Here is a 19,864-nt window from a genome sequence, read left to right as displayed (position 1 = left end):
ATGCTTCGAATTCGCAAACTGGTTCTGGCCATGGCTGCAGCATCGGCGCTGTCATCAGGCATGGCGAATGCCCTGGGCCTGGGGGAGTTGACCCTCAAGTCGGCACAGAACCAGCCGCTGGACGCCGAGATCGAGCTGCTGGACGTGCGCGACCTCACCGCCGCCGAAGTGGCGCCGAGCCTGGCGCCGCCGGAAGAGTTCAGCAAGGCCGGGGTGGCGCTGCCGCCTTACCTCGAAGACCTGACCTTCACGCCGGTGATCAACCCCAACGGCAGGAGTGTGCTGCGGGTAACCTCCAGCCAGCCGCTGCCCGGGCCGGTGGTCAAGTTCCTGGTCCAGGTGATGTGGCCGCAGGGCCGTCTGCTGCGTGACTACAGTGTGCTGCTAGACCAGGCCAAGGCCCAGGGCGACAAGCCGGCGGCAGGCAATGTCGCACCGGCGGTGACCAGTGCCGGCAGCTACACCACCCAACGTCGTGACACCTTGTGGCAGATTGCCGCGCGCAACACCCAGGGTGGCTCGATCCAGCAGACCATGATCGCGATCCAGGCGCTGAACCCGGACGCCTTCATCGGCAACAACATCAACCAGCTGAAGGTGGGCCAGGTGCTGCGCCTGCCCGACCAGCAGCAGATCCAGAGTATTGCGCAGGGCGAGGCGACCCGTGAGGTGGCCGAGCAGTATGCGGCCTGGCGTGAAGGCCGCCGTCTGGGCCCACGTGCCCGCCAGCTGGATGCCACCCGTCGCGGTGCCGCCGATGCAGCGCCGGCGCGCATTGCCCAGGGCGACAACCTGCGCCTGGTCAGCCCGGGCACCCAGGCCGGCGCCGACCAGGCCAAGGCACTCAGCGACAAGCTGGCCGTGGCCGAGGAAAGCCTGGATACCAGCCGTCGCGACAACGAAGAGCTCAAGAGCCGCATGGCCGACCTGCAGAGCCAGCTGGACAAGCTGCAGCGTCTGATCGAGCTGAAGAACAACCAGTTGGCCCAGCTGGAGGCCCAGGGCGCAGCTGCCCCGGCCCAGCCTGCAGCCGATGCGCAACCCGTGGTCAAGCCTGCACCTGCCGCCGTGGATACGGCGCCCGAGCCGGCGCCAGCCACCGAGGCAGCAGTCAATGAGCAGCCTGGCGGTGTGCTGGACGAAATCACCGGCAACCCGCTGCTGCTGGGGCTGATTGCCGGCAGTGCATTCCTCGTGCTGCTGCTTCTGCTGTTGCTGCTGGCGCGCAAGCGCAAGGCCCAGCAGGAAGCCGAAAAACATCTGCGCATGGCGCGCGCACTGGAAGAAGAGCAGGGCGCAGGCTTCGACAACGACAGCGCAAGCCTCGAGGGCGTCGAGGTCTCGGCGCCGAGCGTGACCCTGTCGCCAGCCGTGGTCGCCGCTTCGGCCGCCGCCGCAGCAGCAGCGGAAAAACCGCCGACAGCTGCCGTCGAAGCGCAGCCCGAGGCGCAAGCCGACCCGTACGCCGCGCTGCTGGAGGAAGTTGGGCAATGCCTGGCCGCCGGCCGCCTGAACCGTGCTGCCGACCTGCTGGAGCCCGCTGTGGCCGCCGCGCCGCAGCGTGATGACCTGCGCCTGCAACTGATGGATGTGTACGCCCGCCAGGGTGACCAGAGCGCCTTCGCCGAGCAGGAGCGCAAGCTGCCGACCAGCGAGCAGAACACTGCCGCAGTTGCCAGCTTGAAGGAACGCTACCCGGCCATGCTCGGCCTGGCTGCTGCCGGCCTCGGTGCTGCGGCCCTGGCTGCCGAGATGGACGAACAGTATGTGCAGGGCTTGCTGCAGGATCAGCCTGAAACCCCAGCGGCTGCCGATCTCGGGCTGGACGACCTGCCGACCCTCGAGCCGGAGTTGGCGGTCGAGCCGGAGGCCGTCGCGCCAGCGCAGCCTGAAGCAGCACCCGAGCCGGAAGCCGAGCTGGATGCCTTCGATGAAGTGCCGACCCTCGATGTGCCGGGCCTGGACGAACAGGACCTGGACAGTGCCTTCGACCTGAGCCTGGGTGATGACCTGCCCGAGGATGGCCCGCTGGCCGCGCCAGTGCTGGATGAGCCGGTACTGGATGAGCCTCTGCCGCCAGAGGTTCCGGCAGAAGAAGAGCCGTTTGCCGTCGATGCCGAGCTGCAGGCCGATGCCGACGCCGATTTCGAGGCCATGCTGGCCCAAGCCGAAGCGCAACCCACGGTCGACCTGGCCGATTTCGACCTCGATGTCAGCGAGCCGGTTGCCCCGGCTGCCCCGGCGGCGGCCGACGAGCCCACGGTGGATGTCGCTGCGGAACTGGCCGCCTTCGACAGCGTGCCGGCGTTCGACCCATTGTCCGAATTCGACCTGCCGTCCGACTTCGACCTGTCGTTGTCGCTGGAAGACGATTCGCCGGCAGCCAAGAGCTTTGCCTCCGAGCTGGACGACGTCAACGCCGAGCTGGACAAGCTGTCGCAGAGCCTCGAGTCCCCCTCGCTGGAGCCGCACTTCACCAGCGAAGACGCGGCTGCCCAGCCAGAGCCCGAGCCACTGGACGACCTCGACTTCGACTTCTTCTCCGGCAGCGACGAAGTGGCCACCAAGCTTGACCTGGCCCGTGCCTATATCGACATGGGCGATCACCAGGGGGCGCGTGACATCCTCGACGAAGTGGTCAAGGATGGCGATGAAAGTCAGCGCCAGGAAGCCGAGGACATGCTTTCCCGTCTGATTTGAGGCAGGCAAGCCTGGGCCTTTTCGCGGGTAAACCCGCTACCACAAGTTACCCCGGGGCCTTGAACCCGTGGAGTCCCTGTGGAGGCGGGTTCAGCCGCGAAGAAACCATCAAAGACCGTGCAGATCCGACGGCAGCCCAACACGGCTGCCGTTGTCGTTATAATCCCCGCCATTCCGTACACCCCCACAGGTTTCATGCTCTTGGACATCATCGACACCGCCGCCGCCGAGTCTGCGGCCGAAGGCTACTCTCGCATCGCCCTGGGCGTGGAATACAAAGGTGCGCGCTACCGCGGCTGGCAGCGCCAGGCCAGTGGTGTGCCGAGTGTCCAGCAGGCGCTCGAACAAGCCTTGTCCAAGGTGGCCAACGAGCCGATCTCGGTCATCTGCGCCGGGCGCACCGATGCCGGCGTACACGGCTGCGGGCAAGTCGTGCATTTCGACACCCGCGCCGTGCGCGACGAGCGCGCCTGGACCATGGGTACCAACTTCAACCTGCCGCATGACATCAGTGTGGTCTGGTCGCGGCCGATGCCGGCCGACTTCCACGCCCGTTTCAAGGCCTGTGCCAGGCGTTACCGCTACGTCATCTACAACGACCCGATCCGCCCGGCGCACCTGGCTGAGGAGGTCACTTGGAACCATCGCCCGCTGGATGTCGAGCGCATGGCGCAAGCTGCCCAGTACCTGCTTGGCACCCATGATTTCAGCGCCTTCCGTGCCAGCCAGTGCCAGGCCAAGTCGCCGATCAAGCACATCTACCACCTGCGCGTGACCCGCCATGGCCAGATGATCGTGCTGGATGTACGCGCCACCGCCTTCCTGCACCACATGGTGCGCAACATTGCCGGCGTCCTGATGACCATCGGTGCCGGCGAACGCCCGGTGGCCTGGGCGCGTGAGGTGCTGGAGGGGCGCAATCGCCGCGCAGGCGGGGTCACGGCGCACCCGTACGGGCTCTACCTGGTGCAGGTGGAGTACCCCGAGGAGTATGCCCTGCCCAAACGTTACATCGGCCCACACTTTTTGACCGGCTACGAGGCACTGGCTGACTGACGGGCCAAACGTCATTTGTTAACATCCGGCCTTTCACTGCCACCAGCAGGGTTCGCTGTCCATGAGCAACGTTCGCAGCAAGATCTGCGGTATTACCCGCATCGAAGACGCACTGGCCGCTGCCGAGGCCGGGGCTGATGCCATCGGCCTGGTGTTCTACGCCAGGAGCCCACGCGCGGTGGACGTGCGTCAGGCACGGGCGATCATCGCCGCACTGCCGCCGTTCGTGACCACGGTGGGGCTGTTCGTCAACGCCACACGCTGCGAGCTGAACGAGATTCTCGAAGCGGTGCCGCTGGACCTGCTACAGTTCCACGGCGATGAAACCCCGCAGGACTGCGAAGGCTACCAGCGCCCCTGGATAAAGGCCCTGCGGGTGCGCCCGGGCGACGACCTGGAGGCGGCTTGCCGGCTATACGCCGGCGCCCGCGGCATTCTGCTGGACACATACGTACCTGGCGTACCCGGAGGTACCGGTGAGGCATTCGACTGGTCGCTGGTACCGGCGCGCCTGAGCAAGCCGGTCATCCTGGCCGGTGGGCTGTCGGCCGACAATGTCGGCCAGGCCATCGCCCAGGTGCGGCCATACGCGGTGGATGTCAGTGGCGGCGTGGAGCAGGCCAAGGGCATCAAGGATGCGGCGAAGATCGAAGCCTTCGTGCGGGCGGTGAAACAGGCGTGATGGCAGATGTGACGGCTGGCTGCGCGCCATCGTCCATAGCTTTCGCAGCCCTGTTGGGCAGCCGCCTGCGCCTGAGGCGGCAGAACGACACATTAGCGGTGGAGTGGCGCGCCGGAAGCCCCGGCGGTCGGTCCATCATCGTTTCATACAAGATTGTGAGCTCAAGGGCAGGGCCGGCGATAGCGGCCGCTGCCTGCCGATACTGGAGAAAGAAAGCATGAGCAACTGGTTAGTCGACAAACTGATCCCTTCGATCATGCGTTCCGAGGTGAAGAAGAGCTCGGTGCCTGAAGGCCTGTGGCACAAGTGCCCGGCCTGCGAGGCCGTGCTGTATCGTCCGGAGCTGGAAAAGACCCTGGATGTCTGCCCCAAGTGCAACCACCACATGCGCATCGGCGCACGTGCGCGCATCGACATCTTCCTCGACGCCGATGGCCGTGCCGAACTGGGCGCCGACCTGGAGCCGGTCGACCGCCTGAAGTTCCGTGATGGCAAGAAGTACAAGGACCGCCTGGCCGGTGCCCAGAAGCAGACCGGCGAGAAAGACGCGCTGATCTCCATGAGCGGCACCCTGATGGGCATGCCGATCGTGGTCAGTGCCTTCGAGTTCTCGTTCATGGGTGGCTCGATGGGCGCTATCGTCGGCGAGCGTTTCGTGCGCGCCGCCAACTACGCTCTGGAACACCGCTGCCCGATGGTCTGCTTCTCCGCCTCGGGTGGTGCGCGCATGCAGGAAGCCCTGATCTCGCTGATGCAGATGGCCAAGACCTCGGCCGTGCTGGCGCGCCTGCGTGAAGAAGGCATCCCGTTCATCTCGGTACTGACCGACCCGGTGTACGGTGGCGTTTCCGCCAGCCTGGCGATGCTCGGCGACGTGATCGTCGGCGAGCCAAAGGCCCTGATCGGTTTCGCCGGCCCACGCGTGATCGAGCAGACCGTACGCGAGAAACTGCCGGAAGGCTTCCAGCGCAGCGAGTTCCTGCTGGAGCACGGCGCCATCGACCTGATCATCCCGCGTGGTGAGCTGCGTCCGCGTCTGGCCCGCCTGCTGGCGCAGATGACTGGCCAGAAAACCCCGGAGCAGGCGCGTGAGGCGGCTGCCGTCGCGTGATGAAACAACGATCCCTGGGCGAATGGCTCGCCTACCTCGAGCAGTTGCACCCCACGGCCATCGACATGGGCCTGGAGCGGTCGCAGAAGGTGCTTGCCCGGCTGGCGCTGGGCAAGCTGGCGCCACGCGTGGTAACGGTGACCGGTACCAACGGCAAGGGCTCGACCTGCGCCTTCGTGGCGTCGCTGCTGCGTGCCCAGGGGTTGAGGGTCGGCGTATACAGCTCGCCGCACCTGTTGCGTTACAACGAGCGGGTGCTGATCGATGGCCAGGAAGCCAGCGATCAGCGCCTGTGTGACGCCTTCGCCGCTGTCGAAGCGGCGCGGGGCGATATTTCGCTGACCTATTTCGAAATGGGCACCCTGGCCGCGTTCTGGTTGTTCTACCAGTCGCAACTGGACGCGGTGGTGCTGGAAGTCGGCCTGGGTGGGCGCCTGGACACCGTCAACGTGGTGGATGCCGACCTGGCCCTGGTGACCAGCATCGGCGTCGACCATGTCGACTACCTGGGCGATACCCGCGAGCAGGTGGCCTTTGAAAAGGCCGGGATCTTCCGCCAGGGCAAGCCTGCCCTGTGTGGTGACCTGGATCCGCCCCAGCCGCTGCTGGACAAGGCCGCCGAGCTGGCTGCGCCATTGTTCCTGCGCGGGCGCGATTTCGACCTGGCCAGCGCCGATGGCCACTGGAGCTGGCGTGGGACAGCCGCGACGGGGGAGGCGGTAGCGTTGCCCGACCTGCCATTGCTCGACCTGCCGATGGAGAACGCCGCGCTCGCCCTGCAGGCCTACCTGCTGATGGGGCTGCCATGGGACGCCGGGCAGATTCGCCAGGCGCTGCTGGATACCCGTATCACCGGGCGCCTCGATCGTCGGCTGCTGAGCTGGCAGGGGCGGCCGGTGGAGCTGTTGCTGGATGTGGGGCACAACCCGCACGCCGCAGAATACCTGGCGCGACGCCTGGCCGCCCGCCCGCTGAAGGGGCGCCGCCTGGCGGTGTTCGGACTGCTCGCCGACAAGGACCTGGACGGCGTTGTCGCGCCGCTGCAGGGCCTGGTCGATGACTGGGCGGTGGCGCCGCTGGACACCCCGCGCAGCCGCCCGGCTGCCGAGCTGGCTGCGGCCTTGACGAACCTCGGCGCCGCGGTGAAGTCTTATGCCAGCGTCGACGCCGCCCTCGAGGGGCAATGCGCGCAGGCGACGGCAGATGACCAGATCCTGCTGTTCGGTTCGTTTTTCTGTGTTGCCCAGGCGCTGGAATGGCTGGAGCGGCACGCCCAGGAGGGTGGAGTAGATGGCAGTGCTGGATAAAGGGATGAAACAGCGCATGGTGGGTGCGTTGGTGCTGGTGGCGCTGGCGGTGATTTTCCTGCCGATGCTGTTCACCCGCGAGGACGAGATGCGCCAGGTGCACGTCGAGGCCCCGCAGGCACCGGCCATGCCAAACCTGCCGGAAGTGAAGGTGGAACCGGTCGCCGTGCCGGAGCCACAGGCCATTGCGCAAGAGCCACAACAGCCCCCGGTGGTGGTAGAAGAATCCACTGCACCGGCGAGCCCGCCCAGCCAGCCGATCACGCCGTCGCCGCAGGCCCAGGCTCAGGCGCAGGCTCAGCCGCCCAAGGCCCAGGCTCCTGCACCAAAGGTCGAGCCCAAGCCGGAGCCCAAGCCGGCAGTCGCTTCGGCCTCGGCCGCCACCGTGGCCAAACCGGAAGCGCCCTCGAAGATCGACGTCAATGGCCTGCCGGTGAGTTGGTCCATCCAGCTGGCCAGCCTGTCCAACCGCGCCGGTGCCGAGAAGCTGCAGCAAACCTTGCGTAGCCAGGGTTACAACGCCTATGTCCGCTCGGCGGGTGGCATGAACCGGGTGTACGTGGGGCCGTTGATCGAGCGCGCCGAGGCCGAGCGCATGCGCGATGCGATCAACCGCCAGAACAGCCTCAAGGGCTTTGTGGTGCGTTTCCAGCCCGAGCGCAGCTGATACTGGCTGACTCGGTCCGTGTAGGAGCGGCCTCGTGTCGCGATCGGGCCGCGCCGCGGCCCCTCGGTTATTGCTATGGCCGAAATTGCTGGGGCCGCGGCGCGGCCCGATCGCGACAAGGCCGCTCCTGCAGAAGTCGTGCGTTTCGCTTTGGCGCGCAATCCTTGTCGGCGCTGGCTTGCCGGCGACGAAGCCAACACCAATCGACCTGACATTCCGCTTACCCAACCCCTCGCCGCTCTGGTAAAATGCGCCGCCTCAAACGTCTGCAGGCAGCACCGTGGCATTTACCCTGGTTGATTGGGCGATCATCGCGATCATCGCCGTCTCCACACTGATCAGTCTCAAGCGCGGCTTCGTCAAGGAAGCCATGTCCTTGCTCATCTGGATCATTGCCGGTGCGGTTGCCTGGATGTTCGGCGGTTCGCTCTCGGTATATCTTGAAAGCTACATCCAGACGCCATCGATGCGGGTCATCGCCGGCTGCGCCATTCTGTTCGTCGCCACCTTGCTGGTAGGCGCCATGATCAACTTCCTCATCGGCGAGCTGATCCGCGTGACCGGGTTGTCCGGCACCGATCGTTTCCTGGGCATGGCCTTCGGCGCCGCGCGCGGGGCCTTGCTGGTGGTGGTGGCCATCGGGCTGATCAGCCTGGGGCCGGTTCAACAGGACACCTGGTGGCAGGAATCACGCCTGATACCACAATTTCTCTTGGTTGCCGACTGGTCGAAAAACCTGATCCTTGGTTTTACCGGCCAGTGGACACCCAGTGGGCTGATCGGCACTCCGGCTGATCTTCCGTTCAAGGAACAGTTGCTCGGGCCGGCAAAGCCCTGAGCGCTATTCACTCAAGTTTCGTCAAAGTAGGGGTTGCGTCGCATGTGTGGCATCGTCGGTATCGTCGGTAAGTCGAACGTCAATCAGGCGCTGTATGACGCGCTTACGGTCCTCCAGCACCGCGGCCAGGACGCTGCCGGTATCGTGACCAGCCATGACGGCCGGTTGTTCCTGCGCAAGGATAATGGCCTGGTGCGCGATGTCTTCCAGCAGCGCCACATGCAGCGCCTGGTCGGCAACATCGGCATCGGCCACGTGCGCTATCCGACGGCGGGCAGCTCGACCTCGGCCGAGGCACAGCCGTTCTACGTCAACTCGCCGTACGGCATCACCCTGGCACACAACGGCAACCTGACCAACGTCGAGCAGTTGGCCAAGGAGATCTACGAGTCCGACCTGCGTCACGTCAACACCAACTCCGACTCGGAAGTGCTGCTGAACGTGTTCGCCCATGAGCTGGCCGTACGCGGCAAGCTGCAGCCGACCGAAGAAGACGTGTTCGCCGCCGTGTCCCACGTGCACAGCCGCTGCGTCGGCGGTTACGCCGTGGTGGCGATGATCACCGGCTACGGCATCGTCGGTTTCCGCGACCCCAACGGCATCCGCCCGGTGGTGTTCGGCCAGCGTCATACCGACGAAGGCGTGGAGTACATGATCGCCTCGGAAAGCGTGGCCCTGGACGTGCTCGGCTTCACCCTGATCCGCGACCTGGCACCCGGCGAAGCGGTGTACATCACCGAAGAAGGCCAGCTGTACACCAAGCAGTGCGCCGACGCGCCGAAACTGCAGCCGTGCATCTTCGAGCACGTCTACCTGGCTCGCCCGGACTCGATCATGGACGGCGTGTCGGTGTACAAGGCGCGCCTGCGCATGGGTGAGAAGCTGGCCGAGAAGATCCAGCGCGAGCGCCCGGACCACGATATCGACGTGGTCATCCCGATCCCGGATACCAGCCGCACTGCGGCCCTGGAGCTGGCCAATCACCTGGGCGTGAAATTCCGCGAAGGTTTCGTCAAGAACCGCTACATCGGCCGTACCTTCATCATGCCCGGCCAGGCCGCGCGCAAGAAGTCGGTACGCCAGAAGCTCAACGCCATCGAGCTGGAGTTCCGCGGCAAGAACGTGATGCTGGTGGACGACTCGATCGTGCGCGGCACCACCTGCAAGCAGATCATCCAGATGGCCCGCGAAGCCGGCGCCAAGAACGTCTACTTCTGCTCCGCAGCCCCTGCGGTGCGCTACCCCAACGTCTACGGCATCGACATGCCGAGCGCTCACGAACTGATCGCCCACAACCGCACCACCGAACAGGTGGCCGAGTTGATCGGCGCCGACTGGCTGGTCTACCAGGACCTGCCGGACCTGATCGAGTCGGTCGGTGGCGGCAAGATCAAGATCGAGCACTTCGACTGCGCGGTGTTCAACGGTGAATATGTCACTGGCGACATCGACGAGGCCTACCTCGACCGCATCGAGCAAGCCCGCAATGACCTGGCCAAGGTCAAGAACCAGGCAGTCAGCGCGATCATCGACCTGTACAACAACTGATTCGGGAGCGACGGCATGACGGATCAATGGGATGCCGGGCGGCTGGACAGTGACCTCGAGGGTGTCGGTTTCGACACCCTTGCGGTGCGCGCCGGTCAGCACCGTACACCGGAGGCCGAGCACAGCGAAGCGCTGTTCCTGACCTCCAGCTATGTGTTCCGCACGGCTGCCGACGCCGCCGCGCGCTTTGCCGGCGAAACGCCGGGCAACGTCTACTCGCGTTATACCAACCCGTCGGTGCGCGCCTTCGAGGAGCGCCTGGCGGCCATGGAAGGCGCCGAACAGGCCGTGGGCACGTCCACCGGCATGGCCGCGATCCTCGCCGTGGTGATGTCGCTGTGCAGCGCCGGTGACCACGTGCTGGTGTCGCAAAGCGTGTTCGGTTCGACCATCAGCCTGTTCGAGAAGTACTTCAAGCGCTTTGGCTTGCAGGTGGACTACGTGCCGCTGGTCGACCTGGCCGGCTGGGAAAAGGCCATCAAGGCCAACACCAAGCTGCTGATCGTCGAGTCGCCGTCCAACCCGCTGGCCGAGCTGGTCGATATCGCTGCCCTCAGCGAGATCGCCCACGCCCACGGTGCCATGCTGGTGGTGGACAACTGCTTCAGCACCCCGGCGCTGCAGCAACCGCTGAAGCTCGGTGCCGACATCGTGTTCCACTCGGCCACCAAGTTCATCGACGGCCAGGGCCGCTGCATGGGCGGCGTGGTTGCCGGGCGTGCCGAGCAGATGAAGGAGGTGGTCGGTTTCCTGCGTACCGCAGGCCCGACCCTCAGCCCGTTCAACGCCTGGATCTTCACCAAGGGCCTGGAAACCCTGCGCCTGCGCATGCGTGCGCACTGCGAAAGTGCCCAGGCACTGGCCGAATGGCTGGAGCAGCAGGAGGGTGTGGAGAAGGTGCATTACGCCGGCCTGCCGAGCCACCCGCAGCACGAGCTGGCCAAGCGCCAGATGAGTGGCTTCGGTGCGGTGGTCAGTTTCGAGGTCAAGGGCGGCAAAGAGGGCGCCTGGCGCTTCATCGACGCTACCCGGGTGATCTCCATCACCACCAACCTCGGTGACAGCAAGACCACCATTGCCCACCCGGCCACCACCTCCCACGGCCGTCTGACGCCGCAGGAGCGTGAAGCCGCGGGTATCCGCGACAGCCTGATCCGTGTTGCCGTGGGCCTGGAAGACGTGGCCGACCTGCAGGCCGACCTGGCGCGCGGGCTGGCGGCCCTGTGATCGAGATCGGCGGCGCTGCGCCCGGCCATAATGGCCGGGTCGCCCTGGTCACCGGTGCCGCGCGCGGCATCGGCCTGGGCATTGCCGCCTGGCTGATCTGCGAAGGCTGGCAGGTGGTGCTCAGTGACCTCGACCGGCCGCGTGGCGCCAAGGTGGCCAAGGCTTTGGGTGATAACGCCTGGTTCGTTACCATGGACGTTGCCGACGAGGCCCAGGTCAGTGCCGGGGTATCCGAGGTGCTGGGACAGTTTGGCCGCCTGGACGCATTGGTGTGCAACGCGGCCATTGCCAACCCGCACAACCACACCCTGGAAAGCCTGAGCCTGGCGCAGTGGAACCGCGTGCTGGCGGTCAACCTCAGTGGCCCGATGCTGTTGGCCAAGCACTGTGCGCCGTACCTGCGTGCGCACAACGGGGCGATCGTCAACCTGACCTCTACCCGGGCGCGGCAGTCCGAGCCCGACACCGAGGCCTACGCAGCCAGCAAGGGCGGCCTGGTGGCGTTGACCCATGCCCTGGCCATGAGCCTCGGCCCGGAGATCCGCGTCAATGCGGTGAGCCCGGGCTGGATCGACGCCCGCGACCCGTCGCAGCGCCGTGCCGAACCGTTGACCGAGGCCGACCATGCCCAGCATCCGACCGGCAGGGTAGGGACGGTGGAAGACGTCGCGGCCATGGTGGCCTGGCTGTTGTCACGCCAGGCGGCATTCGTTACCGGCCAGGAGTTCGTGGTCGATGGCGGCATGACCCGCAAGATGATCTACACCTGAGCATTCTGCATATCCTGTATTGGCCTCTTCGCGGGCACGCCCGCTCCCACAGGTATTTCACATAGGTCAAGATCGGTGGAGATCCTGTGGGAGCGGGCAAGCCCGTGAAGAGGTCGGTGCAGCCAACCGACCTTTTTTGAAAAAAATCCAACGGGGCTATTGACTTAGCTTCACCACCTGCGTAAATTTCGCGGCCTCAGCGAAGCAAACGCAACAAGCAACATCGCGAGGGTGATTAGCTCAGCCGGGAGAGCATCTGCCTTACAAGCAGAGGGTCGGCGGTTCGATCCCGTCATCACCCACCACTTCCTGAGAAGTTCCTGGTGCTCGAGGTTTCGCAAGAAGCCGATAGCCAGAGAGGAGCGCACTGCGCAGCGGTAGTTCAGTCGGTTAGAATACCGGCCTGTCACGCCGGGGGTCGCGGGTTCGAGTCCCGTCCGCTGCGCCATTTTTCAATAACAGATGGGTGCCTGGCACCGGTCTGAAGTCGCAAGGCAAGCTGCCTTGGACTGATCCCAGTTTCAATCGGGCGCAAGCCTGAACGATACGCAGCGGTAGTTCAGTCGGTTAGAATACCGGCCTGTCACGCCGGGGGTCGCGGGTTCGAGTCCCGTCCGCTGCGCCATCTTCGTTTCAAGGTCCCTTGAACACCTTGAAGCAAATACAAGAAAAGCGATCCAGTCATCGCTTTTTTTGTGCCTGTCCTGAGGCCATTGAGCCGGAAGGGTAGACCCAGGTTTCAATCGGGCGCAAGCCTGAATGATACGCAGCGGTAGTTCAGTCGGTTAGAATACCGGCCTGTCACGCCGGGGGTCGCGGGTTCGAGTCCCGTCCGCTGCGCCATCTTCACTTCAAGGCCCCTTGAACGCCTCGAAGTACGATAAAGCGACCTCATGGTCGCTTTTTTCGTTTCTACGCCTGGCCATCGCCGGCCTTGCCCCAGATTTACACGAATCTGACAGACTCTTCACCGATCAGCGGTTCCTGTGCCAGCCTCGTGTGTTGCACAATAGGCACCTTTCTGACTTACCCGGAATACGCAATGACCAGATCTTCCGTCTTTGGTGCGCTCGGGCTGGCCCTGGTGCTGGCGGGCGTGACCGGTTGTTCCTCGAAAAAAGCCGCCGTCTACGAGCACGAGAATTTCGATGACTCGGGCACCTTTTCGCGCAGCTTCCCAGTGAGCGATGCCGGCTCTTGCGAGGCCGCCCGGCGCGCCTTGCTCAGCCAGGGCTACATCATCACCAGCAGCGGTGCCAACCAGGTGATGGGCAACAAGAGTTTCCAGCAGAACAGCGAGAATCACCTGCAGATCAGCTTCAACGTTACCTGTGCGCCGGATGTGAGCGACGAGCAGCGCTCGACCATGTTCGCCAACGCCCTGCAGGACCGCTATGCTCTGAAAAAGTCCAACACCTCGGCCAGCCTGGGCGTTGGCGTGCTGGGTTCTGTGTCGATGCCGATCGGCTCCAGCGACGACTCCATGGTCAAGGTGGCCAGCGAGACGGTGACGGCGGCGCAGTTCTATGATCGCTATTTCGCCCTGGTGGAGAGCTATCTGCCCAAGCCCAAGCCGCAGCAGGAAAGCAAGGCCAAGGTCGAGGAGCCCGCGCCGAAGGCCGAAGCGCCCGCGCCTGCCCTGGGGCTGCCGGAGCAGGCTGCGGTGGCACCGGTGGCACCAGCCCCGGCAGCGGCACCCTTGGTGGAAGCGGCGCCAGCCCCGGCTGCCGTTACCCCAGCCAATGAGGCAGTAGCGGCACCGGTGGTGGATGACAGCCAGGGCTCGCAGCCGGTGGCGCCGCCGGCGGAGGCGGCTCCTATTGAAGTACAGCAGCAAGCGCAGCCTGCCGAGGCCGTTTCGCCCGCCCTCTGATTTTTAGCCTGTACCGGCCTCTCGCGGGGCTTGCCCGCTTCCACAGATAATGCGCAAGTTCCAGAGCCTATGGAGATCCTGTGGGAGCGGGCAAGCCCGCGAAGAGGCCGGCACAGGGCGAACACATCCCCTGTTACAGACACCCGGTGATTATGTCCTGAACACCTGCTACGTTTACCACTCATAAGATTGTCATCATTCCTTCACTCCACCTGCTTAGGTTGAAGGCGACACCGATAAAATCATGAGATGAGAGGACGCAGGTCGATGGACGAATATCAGGAAGAACTTCTCGAATACCAGGCTTATGAACTGGACACTCCGGAACCGGCTGACGACGCTACCGAGCTCTAGCCCACCCGCCGCTGGCTGCGGCGGAACTCCCCCGGCGTAAGGCCCGTCCAGCGCTTGAAAGCGCGCTGGAAGGCCTCGGCCGATGCAAACCCCAACAGATAGGCGATCTCGCCGAAGGCCAGTTCCGTATCGCGGATGTAGGTCTCGGCCAAGTCGCGCCGTGTTTCGTTGAGCAGGTCGCGAAAACGCGTGCCTTCCTCGGCCAGCTTGCGGCGCAAGGTCCAGGTCGGCAGTTGCAGGTGCCGCGCCACTTCTTCCAGGTCCGGTTCGCGACCGCCATTGAGCATCGGGCCCAGCAGGTGGGTGATGCGCTCACCCAGGCTGCGTACGCGCGTGCGTTGCAGCATCTCCGCCTCGCACAATTGCAACAGGTGCTGCCAGGTGCTTGGGCAGTGTCGGGGGTTGGCCAGCTGCAGCGTGGCGCGGCTCAGGCGCAATTGATTGCGTTCGGCGGCAAATTGCACAGGTGTGCCGCACAACGGCTGGTAACGCTCGGCGTAGGCGGGGGCGGCAAATTCGATTTCCAGGCGTTCTGCCTGGACCGGTGTGCCGGCAAGGTCGCTCAGCTGGGCCAACCAGCCCGCGAGCAGGGAATCGACGACGAACCGGTTGTAGGCGTTGTAGGGGCTGATCGAGTAGAAGCGCAGCCAGGCGCCCTGGGCATCTTCATGAAAACTGGAATGGCCACGGTAGTTGGCCGCATACAGCGGTTCGAAGCGCAGCAGGGTACGTGCCGCCTCGCCCACGGAGGGCGCCTGGGCTGCGGTGACCCCGGCCAGTCCGGCATGCGCCAGACGGCTCAGGCGCCCCATGTGCAGGCCCAGCGCAGCCTCGCCGCACAGTTCGATGGCGGCGTGGCCCAGGTGCATGTAGCGCGGTATCGACAAGCGTGCATTGGCCTCGCCCAGGCGAGCCGCATCCAGGCCATAGCGCTGCAACAGCGGCTCAGGGGCGTGGCCAAGCTCGCGCAGGGCCTCGCTCAGCGGCTGGACAAAACCGACCGAAAGGTCGCCCAGGCGCACACGGGGGCGGGCCATCGGCCTACAGCCACAGGTTCAGCAGGCGGGCGCCAGGGCTGGGCGTTCCCACCAGCAGTTCGCCAGCCTGGTGGGCAAAGCCCTGGCCGTCGCTGCCCTGTTCCCAGAACTGCCCACGCATGAACACGCTCATGCTGCTGACATTGGCACCGGCGGTCTTGGTCAGGTGCTGCCAGGCAGCCTGTTCGCTGACTTCGCCGCGCTGCAAGGGCAACCTGGCGCTGGCGTCCTGGTGGCGATTGCCACGCCAGGGTGCCTGCCAGCTGCCCTTGCCGCTGAGGAACACCGGGTTGGCGATCAGTTCCACTGCCTGGCGGGCCAGTTGCTGGTGGTTTTCCGGGTACCAGCTGTCGCTGCCCACCAGTACCCCCAGGCGCCCGGCGGGGGTTTGCACGACCTGCAAAGGCTGCTGGCGGCCATCGTGGACATAGCGGCGCATTTCGCTGTCAGGGAACTGTTGACGCTGTGGCTGGCCCAGCAGCGAGCCGTCGCCGGCGAACACCATGCTGCTGTTGAACAGCGGGCCGCTGCCGGCATGCAGTACGCCCTGCTTCACATAGGGGGCGGGCAGCACGATCGAGCCGGCTACCAGGGTCACGTTGAATTCCTTGGCCAGGCCACCGAACAGTTGCTGGTAATCCGTGGCCATCTGTTCGGCCTTCATGCGCAGGTGTGCGTCGGCGCGGCGGTCGTCGCCGTCAGCACCGAGCATGGCCAGGCCATAGCGCAGCGGGTTGCTCAGCTCCAGCCATTGCAGGGCTTCACGGCTTTGCGTGACCTGGTACAGCTCGTTCTTTTCGCCGCGCGCCCACAGCCAGGTACCGATGTGCTCGGGCAGCACCACCACCGTGCGCGGGCCGACCAGGCCCTGGGCCCGGGCCTGCTCCAGGTAGGCCGCGAGCTTGCGGTGCAGGCGTTGCAGGTTCTGGTAGTCGCCCGGGTACAGCAGCGGCTCGACGCCGAGCAGGTTGCCGTGCTCACCGGGTACGCCATGGTTCAGCGCCAGTTCGATGCGCAGGTCGGACAGGTAATGGCCTTCCGGGCGCTGCTGGGTCCAGAAACCGTAGCCACAGAGTGCGGCGGCCATCACCAGCGCCAGGGTGCTTGCCAGGAGTTTTCGCATCAAACTTCAGCTTTCACCTAAAAATGAACCGGCCGTGCAGAAATCAAGGACATGACGCAGCCTGATTCATCAGCTCTGGAGTCCCTGTTGCACTGCGTTTGCAGTATCGCGACTGGATCATACCAAAGCTGCCGGGCAGTTAGGCGCATTCTCTGCTGCGCGACAGGCCGGGTGTCACGGTTGGCACATAAGGCGCTGGCGCTCGTAGTTGACCGCCGTGTCCCGTTCCGGCAGGTCGTAGTGGGCCGCGCACTGGCGCTCACCCCATTTGATGGTCAGGCTGCCCTGGTCCTGCTCCAGCAGCACCAAGGCTTTACCGCTCGGGTCGGAAATCGCCAACTGCCGGCCTTCGGTGTTTTCGACCGAAGCCCCGAACGGTATCAACTGGCCGCGCTCGTCGAACAGCTCGAACTGCACCCGACGCCCGCTCTTGCCTGTGTAGCGGGCAAGCACCACGGCGCCGCGGCGAGGCACCAGCTGCTGGGTGGCGTTGTCGATCTCGATGTCGCCACCCAGGTCGCGCGTGTCCAGGCTGATCCAGTTGACCCGATAGGGTTGGGCACTGGGGATCACCGCATAGCCATTGCGCCCGGTTTCCACGCCGCTGTAGTTGCTGATCTTCGCACCTTTCACACCTGGTACTTCGGCCAGGGCGAAGGTTTCGCCGAGTGTCTGGCCAAGGTTGATACCGCCCTGGTGGGCAACCACGGCGCCGGCGATGTTGAGGTTCTGCGAATCGTAGCCGCGCCCCTGGCTGTAGCCCAGGCTGATGTCGGCGACCGAGGTGCGGGTGTTCAGGTTGGCCGAGGCCGAGCTGCCGCTGGTGCGGCTATGGCCGCCCTGGATCGAGTAGAAGGTGTCGCTGGTCTCCGACAGGTAGCCGTTGATGCCGGCCTGGGTGGTGTCGTTGCCCTTCTGCGTGCTGGCGGTGACGAACGCCCGCGGTGCGCGGGCGCGGCTGCCGAGCGGGAACGACACCGACAGGTTGAACTGGGTGTCCTGCCCCGCAGGGCCTGAGGTTCCCAGCTCCTTGGTGCGGCTGACGTCAAGGTTGTAGGAGATATCGCCCCAGTTGTTGCTGTAGCCGGCGGACAGGCTCTGCGAACCACCGCGGTTCCAGTAGCGCTGGTCGGTGGCCGTCAGGTACAGGCTGCCGAGTGCGCGGTCGCGGCCCAGGCTCTGGTTGATGGTCAGGTCGGTGCGGGTCTTGGAGTTGCCGCTGCGCTTGATCGCGTCGATGCTCTGGTCCTCGATATGCTGGGTGAGGGTGCGGAAGCCCTCGGTGGAGTAGCGGTAGGCGGCCAGGGTGAAGTTGGTATCGGTGCCGGTGAAGGTCTTGGCGTACAGCGCCCGCAGGCTGTTGCCCTGGGTGGTCTGGCCCTGGGCCTTGCTCGAGGAATGGGTGACATCGAGCGAAAAGGCGCCCAGCAGCGTGTTCAGGCCGCTGCCCACGGCCAGCGCCTTGTAGTCGTCGGTGGCTTGCAGGCCAACGACGCCGGTCACGGTGTTGGTCAGGCCGTAGGCCAGCGTCGTGCTGAGCATCTGCGGCGTCGCCAGGCCCTCGCTGTTGCTGTTGTAGCGCCCGGCGGACAGGCTGTACTTGACCTGGCCGCCACGGACCATCAGCGGCAGGCTGGAAAACGCCTGCACGCTGACCCGGCGGCGACCGTCGGCCTCGATGATGGTGATTTCCAGGTCGCCGTTGGAGCCGCTGGGGTAGATGTCGCTGATCTCGAACGGGCCGGGCGGTACGTTGGCGGTGTACAGCAGGTAGCTGTTCTGGCGGATCTCGACCCTGGCGCTGGTCTGCGCCACGCCCCGCACCACGGGTGCGTAGCCGCGCTCGCTGTCGGCGCGCATGCCTTCGTCCGAAGCCAGCTTCAGGCCCCGGTAGCGCACGCTGTCGAACAGGTCGCTGTCGCTGAAGATGTCGCCGGCGCTGAACTGGCCCTTGAGCGCGGTCACGTCGTGCTGCACGTAGCTGCGGTTGCTCTTGAAGCTGTCCGGGCGCCCGGTGCCGCTGCTGAAGTTCGACTCGTTGCGCAAGCGCCAGCTGCCCAGGTTGATGCCGTTGCGCAGGCTCAGGTTGTTGTTGATGCGGGTCTCGGCATCACCGGCGCTGCGGCTGGTGTTGAACTGATAGTTGACGAATGCCGCAGACACCCCCGCATCCCACAGTTGCGGGTCGACGTAGCCGCGCAGGCCGCGCTTCATGGCGACCTGCGGGATGCTGGCAGACAGGCGCAGGTGACCCGAGTCATAGCTCAGGCTGGCCTGGTCGATCAGCGTCGGCAGGTCGTGGCAGGCCTGTGCGGTACCCAGGCGCCCCTGGGCCCTGAGCTTGTCCATGTCGATGCCCAACTGCTCGAGCAGTTCCAGGGTCAGGCATGGTTCCACCCGCCCGGTATTGGGGTTGCGGTTGAAGTCGATGTCACGCCGGCCCACCAGTATCTCGTTGCTGTACAGGTCTACCCGATAGTTGCCCGGCAACACGTTGCTGGCTGATAGCAGTAATTGCAGGTCGACCGCCGATTGCGCACCTTGCAAGAAGGTGGTGTTGAAGCCCAGCAGCTGGGCATCGTCCTGCGCCGTCGCGAGGCCGGGCAGCGCGCTGCACAGCAGCAATGACAGGGCATTGAGCTTCCAGGCCGGGCGAGGCGTGCCGCCATTGAGCGCGCGCGCGCCTGCATCGGCACCGTCTACGGAGCGGGGGGCGATGGACAAAGACATACGAGGAACCTATTTCATGTCCCGGCACGGGCTGGGCACGGGAGGCCGCACACGACCGGGGCGCGCGAGGTGGGCGTTATGCGGTCACAAGCTGATGGCGGGTTCGGCAGGCTTGGCGCTACCTGGCTGGGCAGGGTTCAGCAGCACGGAATAGCCATGCTGGGCGCCATAGTCGTTGATGCTCTTGAAGGTGAGTGTCAGCGGGCCGTCCACTTGCGAAAGTGCCGAGCTGAAGGTCTTTTGTTCACCGGGGGCGATCATGCTCGAATCGACGCTGAACACGCTCTGGTTACCGCGTTTGACTTCGATGTCAGCCATCGACACGTGATACAGGCTGGGGTTGTTCACGCTCAGCTGCGCCTTGCCGGCGTGCCGGGTTACTTGCCAAACCAATTGTTCCGGTGCCAGCAGGGCGTTGCCGGGCAAGTTGGCCGGGCGGAAGAAAATCTTGATGCGTTGGCGCACCGCCAACTGCAAGGTATTGGCCTGGGTAGTGGCTTGCGGGATTTCCTGCACATTCAGCCAGACCACCGATTCGCGGTCGGTTGGCAGGCCCTGGCCCTCATAGAGAATGCGCAGCAGTTGTTCCTGCTTGGGCATCACCCTGGCCAAGGGAGGGGTAATGGCAAACGGCGCCTGCGCGCTGTCGCCGGCATCCACCCAGGACTGCACCAGGACTTCCTGGTTGCCATTGCGCACGGTGACATTGGCCTCCTTGTGAGCACCGTCGAACACGACGCGCGTAGCGCTCAGGGAGATGCTGGCGGTTGCCTGGGCAGCGACGAGCATGCCCAGCAACCCGAAAACGGGATACAGAGAACGACGCAACATGGTTGGGGTA

At 65.1% G+C, this 19,864-nt stretch carries 15 protein-coding genes and 4 tRNA genes; 15 read left to right on the top strand and 4 right to left on the bottom strand.

The genetic code is table 11. The features are described from left to right. The 15 genes from JKP78_RS16040 to JKP78_RS15970 all read left to right on the top strand — a co-directional run bounded on the left by JKP78_RS16040 (position 1) and on the right by JKP78_RS15970 (position 13,779). Entirely contained in the window at positions 1-2,700 is a 2,700-nt protein-coding gene (locus tag JKP78_RS16040) for a FimV/HubP family polar landmark protein (protein WP_200626962.1), read from the top strand. A 195-nt stretch (positions 2,701-2,895) separates the two neighbouring features. Beyond that, entirely contained in the window at positions 2,896-3,756 is an 861-nt protein-coding gene (truA, locus tag JKP78_RS16035) for a tRNA pseudouridine(38-40) synthase TruA (protein ID WP_186687269.1), read from the top strand. Positions 3,757-3,817: 61 nt separating this feature from the next. Further along, positions 3,818-4,438: a phosphoribosylanthranilate isomerase gene (locus tag JKP78_RS16030; protein ID WP_170028946.1), complete on the top strand. Its 621-nt coding sequence runs from the start codon at positions 3,818-3,820 to the stop codon at positions 4,436-4,438. Positions 4,439-4,655: 217 nt separating this feature from the next. Then, complete coding sequence (gene accD, locus JKP78_RS16025; RefSeq protein ID WP_170028947.1) at positions 4,656-5,549, top strand: acetyl-CoA carboxylase, carboxyltransferase subunit beta; 894 nt, start codon at positions 4,656-4,658, stop codon at positions 5,547-5,549. Beyond that, the gene (gene folC, locus JKP78_RS16020; RefSeq protein ID WP_186687270.1) at positions 5,549-6,856 is read left to right on the top strand and encodes a bifunctional tetrahydrofolate synthase/dihydrofolate synthase; all 1,308 of its coding nucleotides are present in this window, start codon (positions 5,549-5,551) and stop codon (positions 6,854-6,856) included. The genes accD and folC overlap by 1 nt, the downstream gene beginning before the upstream one ends. Continuing rightward, entirely contained in the window at positions 6,840-7,523 is a 684-nt protein-coding gene (locus JKP78_RS16015; RefSeq protein WP_186687271.1) for an SPOR domain-containing protein, read from the top strand. Before folC ends, JKP78_RS16015 begins: the two co-directional genes overlap by 17 nt. A 280-nt stretch (positions 7,524-7,803) precedes the next feature. Next, a complete protein-coding gene (locus JKP78_RS16010) occupies positions 7,804-8,361 on the top strand; it encodes a CvpA family protein (protein ID WP_170028950.1) in 558 nt (185 codons plus the stop codon). Positions 8,362-8,403: 42 nt separating this feature from the next. Next, positions 8,404-9,909: an amidophosphoribosyltransferase gene (purF, locus tag JKP78_RS16005; protein WP_170028951.1), complete on the top strand. Its 1,506-nt coding sequence runs from the start codon at positions 8,404-8,406 to the stop codon at positions 9,907-9,909. 15 nt (positions 9,910-9,924) lie between these two features. Beyond that, entirely contained in the window at positions 9,925-11,136 is a 1,212-nt protein-coding gene (locus JKP78_RS16000; protein ID WP_186687272.1) for an O-succinylhomoserine sulfhydrylase, read from the top strand. Further along, positions 11,133-11,906, top strand: a complete 774-nt coding sequence (locus JKP78_RS15995) for an SDR family oxidoreductase (RefSeq protein ID WP_186687273.1) — start codon at positions 11,133-11,135, stop codon at positions 11,904-11,906. The genes JKP78_RS16000 and JKP78_RS15995 overlap by 4 nt, the downstream gene beginning before the upstream one ends. Before the next feature lie 229 nt (positions 11,907-12,135). Continuing rightward, positions 12,136-12,211, top strand: a tRNA-Val gene (locus JKP78_RS15990). 66 nt (positions 12,212-12,277) lie between these two features. Then, positions 12,278-12,354, top strand: a tRNA-Asp gene (locus JKP78_RS15985). 100 nt (positions 12,355-12,454) lie between these two features. Next, positions 12,455-12,531: transfer RNA gene (locus tag JKP78_RS15980), tRNA-Asp, on the top strand. A gap of 141 nt (positions 12,532-12,672) precedes the next feature. Further along, a tRNA-Asp gene (locus tag JKP78_RS15975) sits at positions 12,673-12,749 on the top strand. Between the two features lie 199 nt (positions 12,750-12,948). Then, complete coding sequence (locus JKP78_RS15970; RefSeq protein ID WP_170028954.1) at positions 12,949-13,779, top strand: DUF2242 domain-containing protein; 831 nt, start codon at positions 12,949-12,951, stop codon at positions 13,777-13,779. 350 nt (positions 13,780-14,129) lie between these two features. Here the strand turns inward: JKP78_RS15970 and JKP78_RS15965 are convergent, their stop codons facing one another. The 4 genes from JKP78_RS15965 to JKP78_RS15950 form a co-directional block, all read right to left on the bottom strand. After that, on the bottom strand, positions 14,130-15,170 hold the full coding sequence (locus JKP78_RS15965) for an AraC family transcriptional regulator (RefSeq protein ID WP_186687274.1): 1,041 nt from the start codon (positions 15,168-15,170) through the stop codon (positions 14,130-14,132). Positions 15,171-15,174: 4 nt separating this feature from the next. Next, complete coding sequence (locus JKP78_RS15960) at positions 15,175-16,293, bottom strand: nitrilase-related carbon-nitrogen hydrolase (protein ID WP_200626960.1); 1,119 nt, start codon at positions 16,291-16,293, stop codon at positions 15,175-15,177. A 174-nt stretch (positions 16,294-16,467) separates the two neighbouring features. Beyond that, positions 16,468-19,023, bottom strand: coding sequence for a fimbria/pilus outer membrane usher protein (locus JKP78_RS15955; RefSeq protein WP_200626959.1), 2,556 nt, complete (start codon positions 19,021-19,023; stop codon positions 16,468-16,470). 84 nt (positions 19,024-19,107) lie between these two features. After that, entirely contained in the window at positions 19,108-19,854 is a 747-nt protein-coding gene (locus tag JKP78_RS15950) for a fimbrial biogenesis chaperone (protein ID WP_200626958.1), read from the bottom strand. Positions 19,855-19,864: the final 10 nt, after the last annotated feature.

Source organism: Pseudomonas sp. LAM2023, from assembly GCF_016620375.1.
Lineage (GTDB): Bacteria > Pseudomonadota > Gammaproteobacteria > Pseudomonadales > Pseudomonadaceae > Aquipseudomonas > Aquipseudomonas anuradhapurensis.
The sequence above is the reverse complement of the archived record's forward strand: the minus strand, read 5'-3'. Positions and strand labels throughout refer to the sequence as shown.

Bases quoted from the DNA above. Each gene is read 5' to 3' on its own strand.
- JKP78_RS15950 (WP_200626958.1), bottom strand. From the start codon at position 19,854: ATGTTGCGTCGTTCTCTGTATCCCGTTTTCGGGTTGCTGGGCATGCTC.
- JKP78_RS16030 (WP_170028946.1), top strand. From the start codon at position 3,818: ATGAGCAACGTTCGCAGCAAGATCTGCGGTATTACCCGCATCGAAGAC.
- JKP78_RS15955 (WP_200626959.1), bottom strand. From the start codon at position 19,023: ATGTCTTTGTCCATCGCCCCCCGCTCCGTAGACGGTGCCGATGCAGGC.
- JKP78_RS15970 (WP_170028954.1), top strand. From the start codon at position 12,949: ATGACCAGATCTTCCGTCTTTGGTGCGCTCGGGCTGGCCCTGGTGCTG.
- JKP78_RS16015 (WP_186687271.1), top strand. From the start codon at position 6,840: ATGGCAGTGCTGGATAAAGGGATGAAACAGCGCATGGTGGGTGCGTTG.
- JKP78_RS15965 (WP_186687274.1), bottom strand. From the start codon at position 15,170: ATGGCCCGCCCCCGTGTGCGCCTGGGCGACCTTTCGGTCGGTTTTGTC.
- JKP78_RS15960 (WP_200626960.1), bottom strand. From the start codon at position 16,293: ATGCGAAAACTCCTGGCAAGCACCCTGGCGCTGGTGATGGCCGCCGCA.
- truA (WP_186687269.1), top strand. From the start codon at position 2,896: ATGCTCTTGGACATCATCGACACCGCCGCCGCCGAGTCTGCGGCCGAA.
- accD (WP_170028947.1), top strand. From the start codon at position 4,656: ATGAGCAACTGGTTAGTCGACAAACTGATCCCTTCGATCATGCGTTCC.
- folC (WP_186687270.1), top strand. From the start codon at position 5,549: ATGAAACAACGATCCCTGGGCGAATGGCTCGCCTACCTCGAGCAGTTG.
- JKP78_RS16040 (WP_200626962.1), top strand. From the start codon at position 1: ATGCTTCGAATTCGCAAACTGGTTCTGGCCATGGCTGCAGCATCGGCG.
- JKP78_RS16000 (WP_186687272.1), top strand. From the start codon at position 9,925: ATGACGGATCAATGGGATGCCGGGCGGCTGGACAGTGACCTCGAGGGT.
- purF (WP_170028951.1), top strand. From the start codon at position 8,404: ATGTGTGGCATCGTCGGTATCGTCGGTAAGTCGAACGTCAATCAGGCG.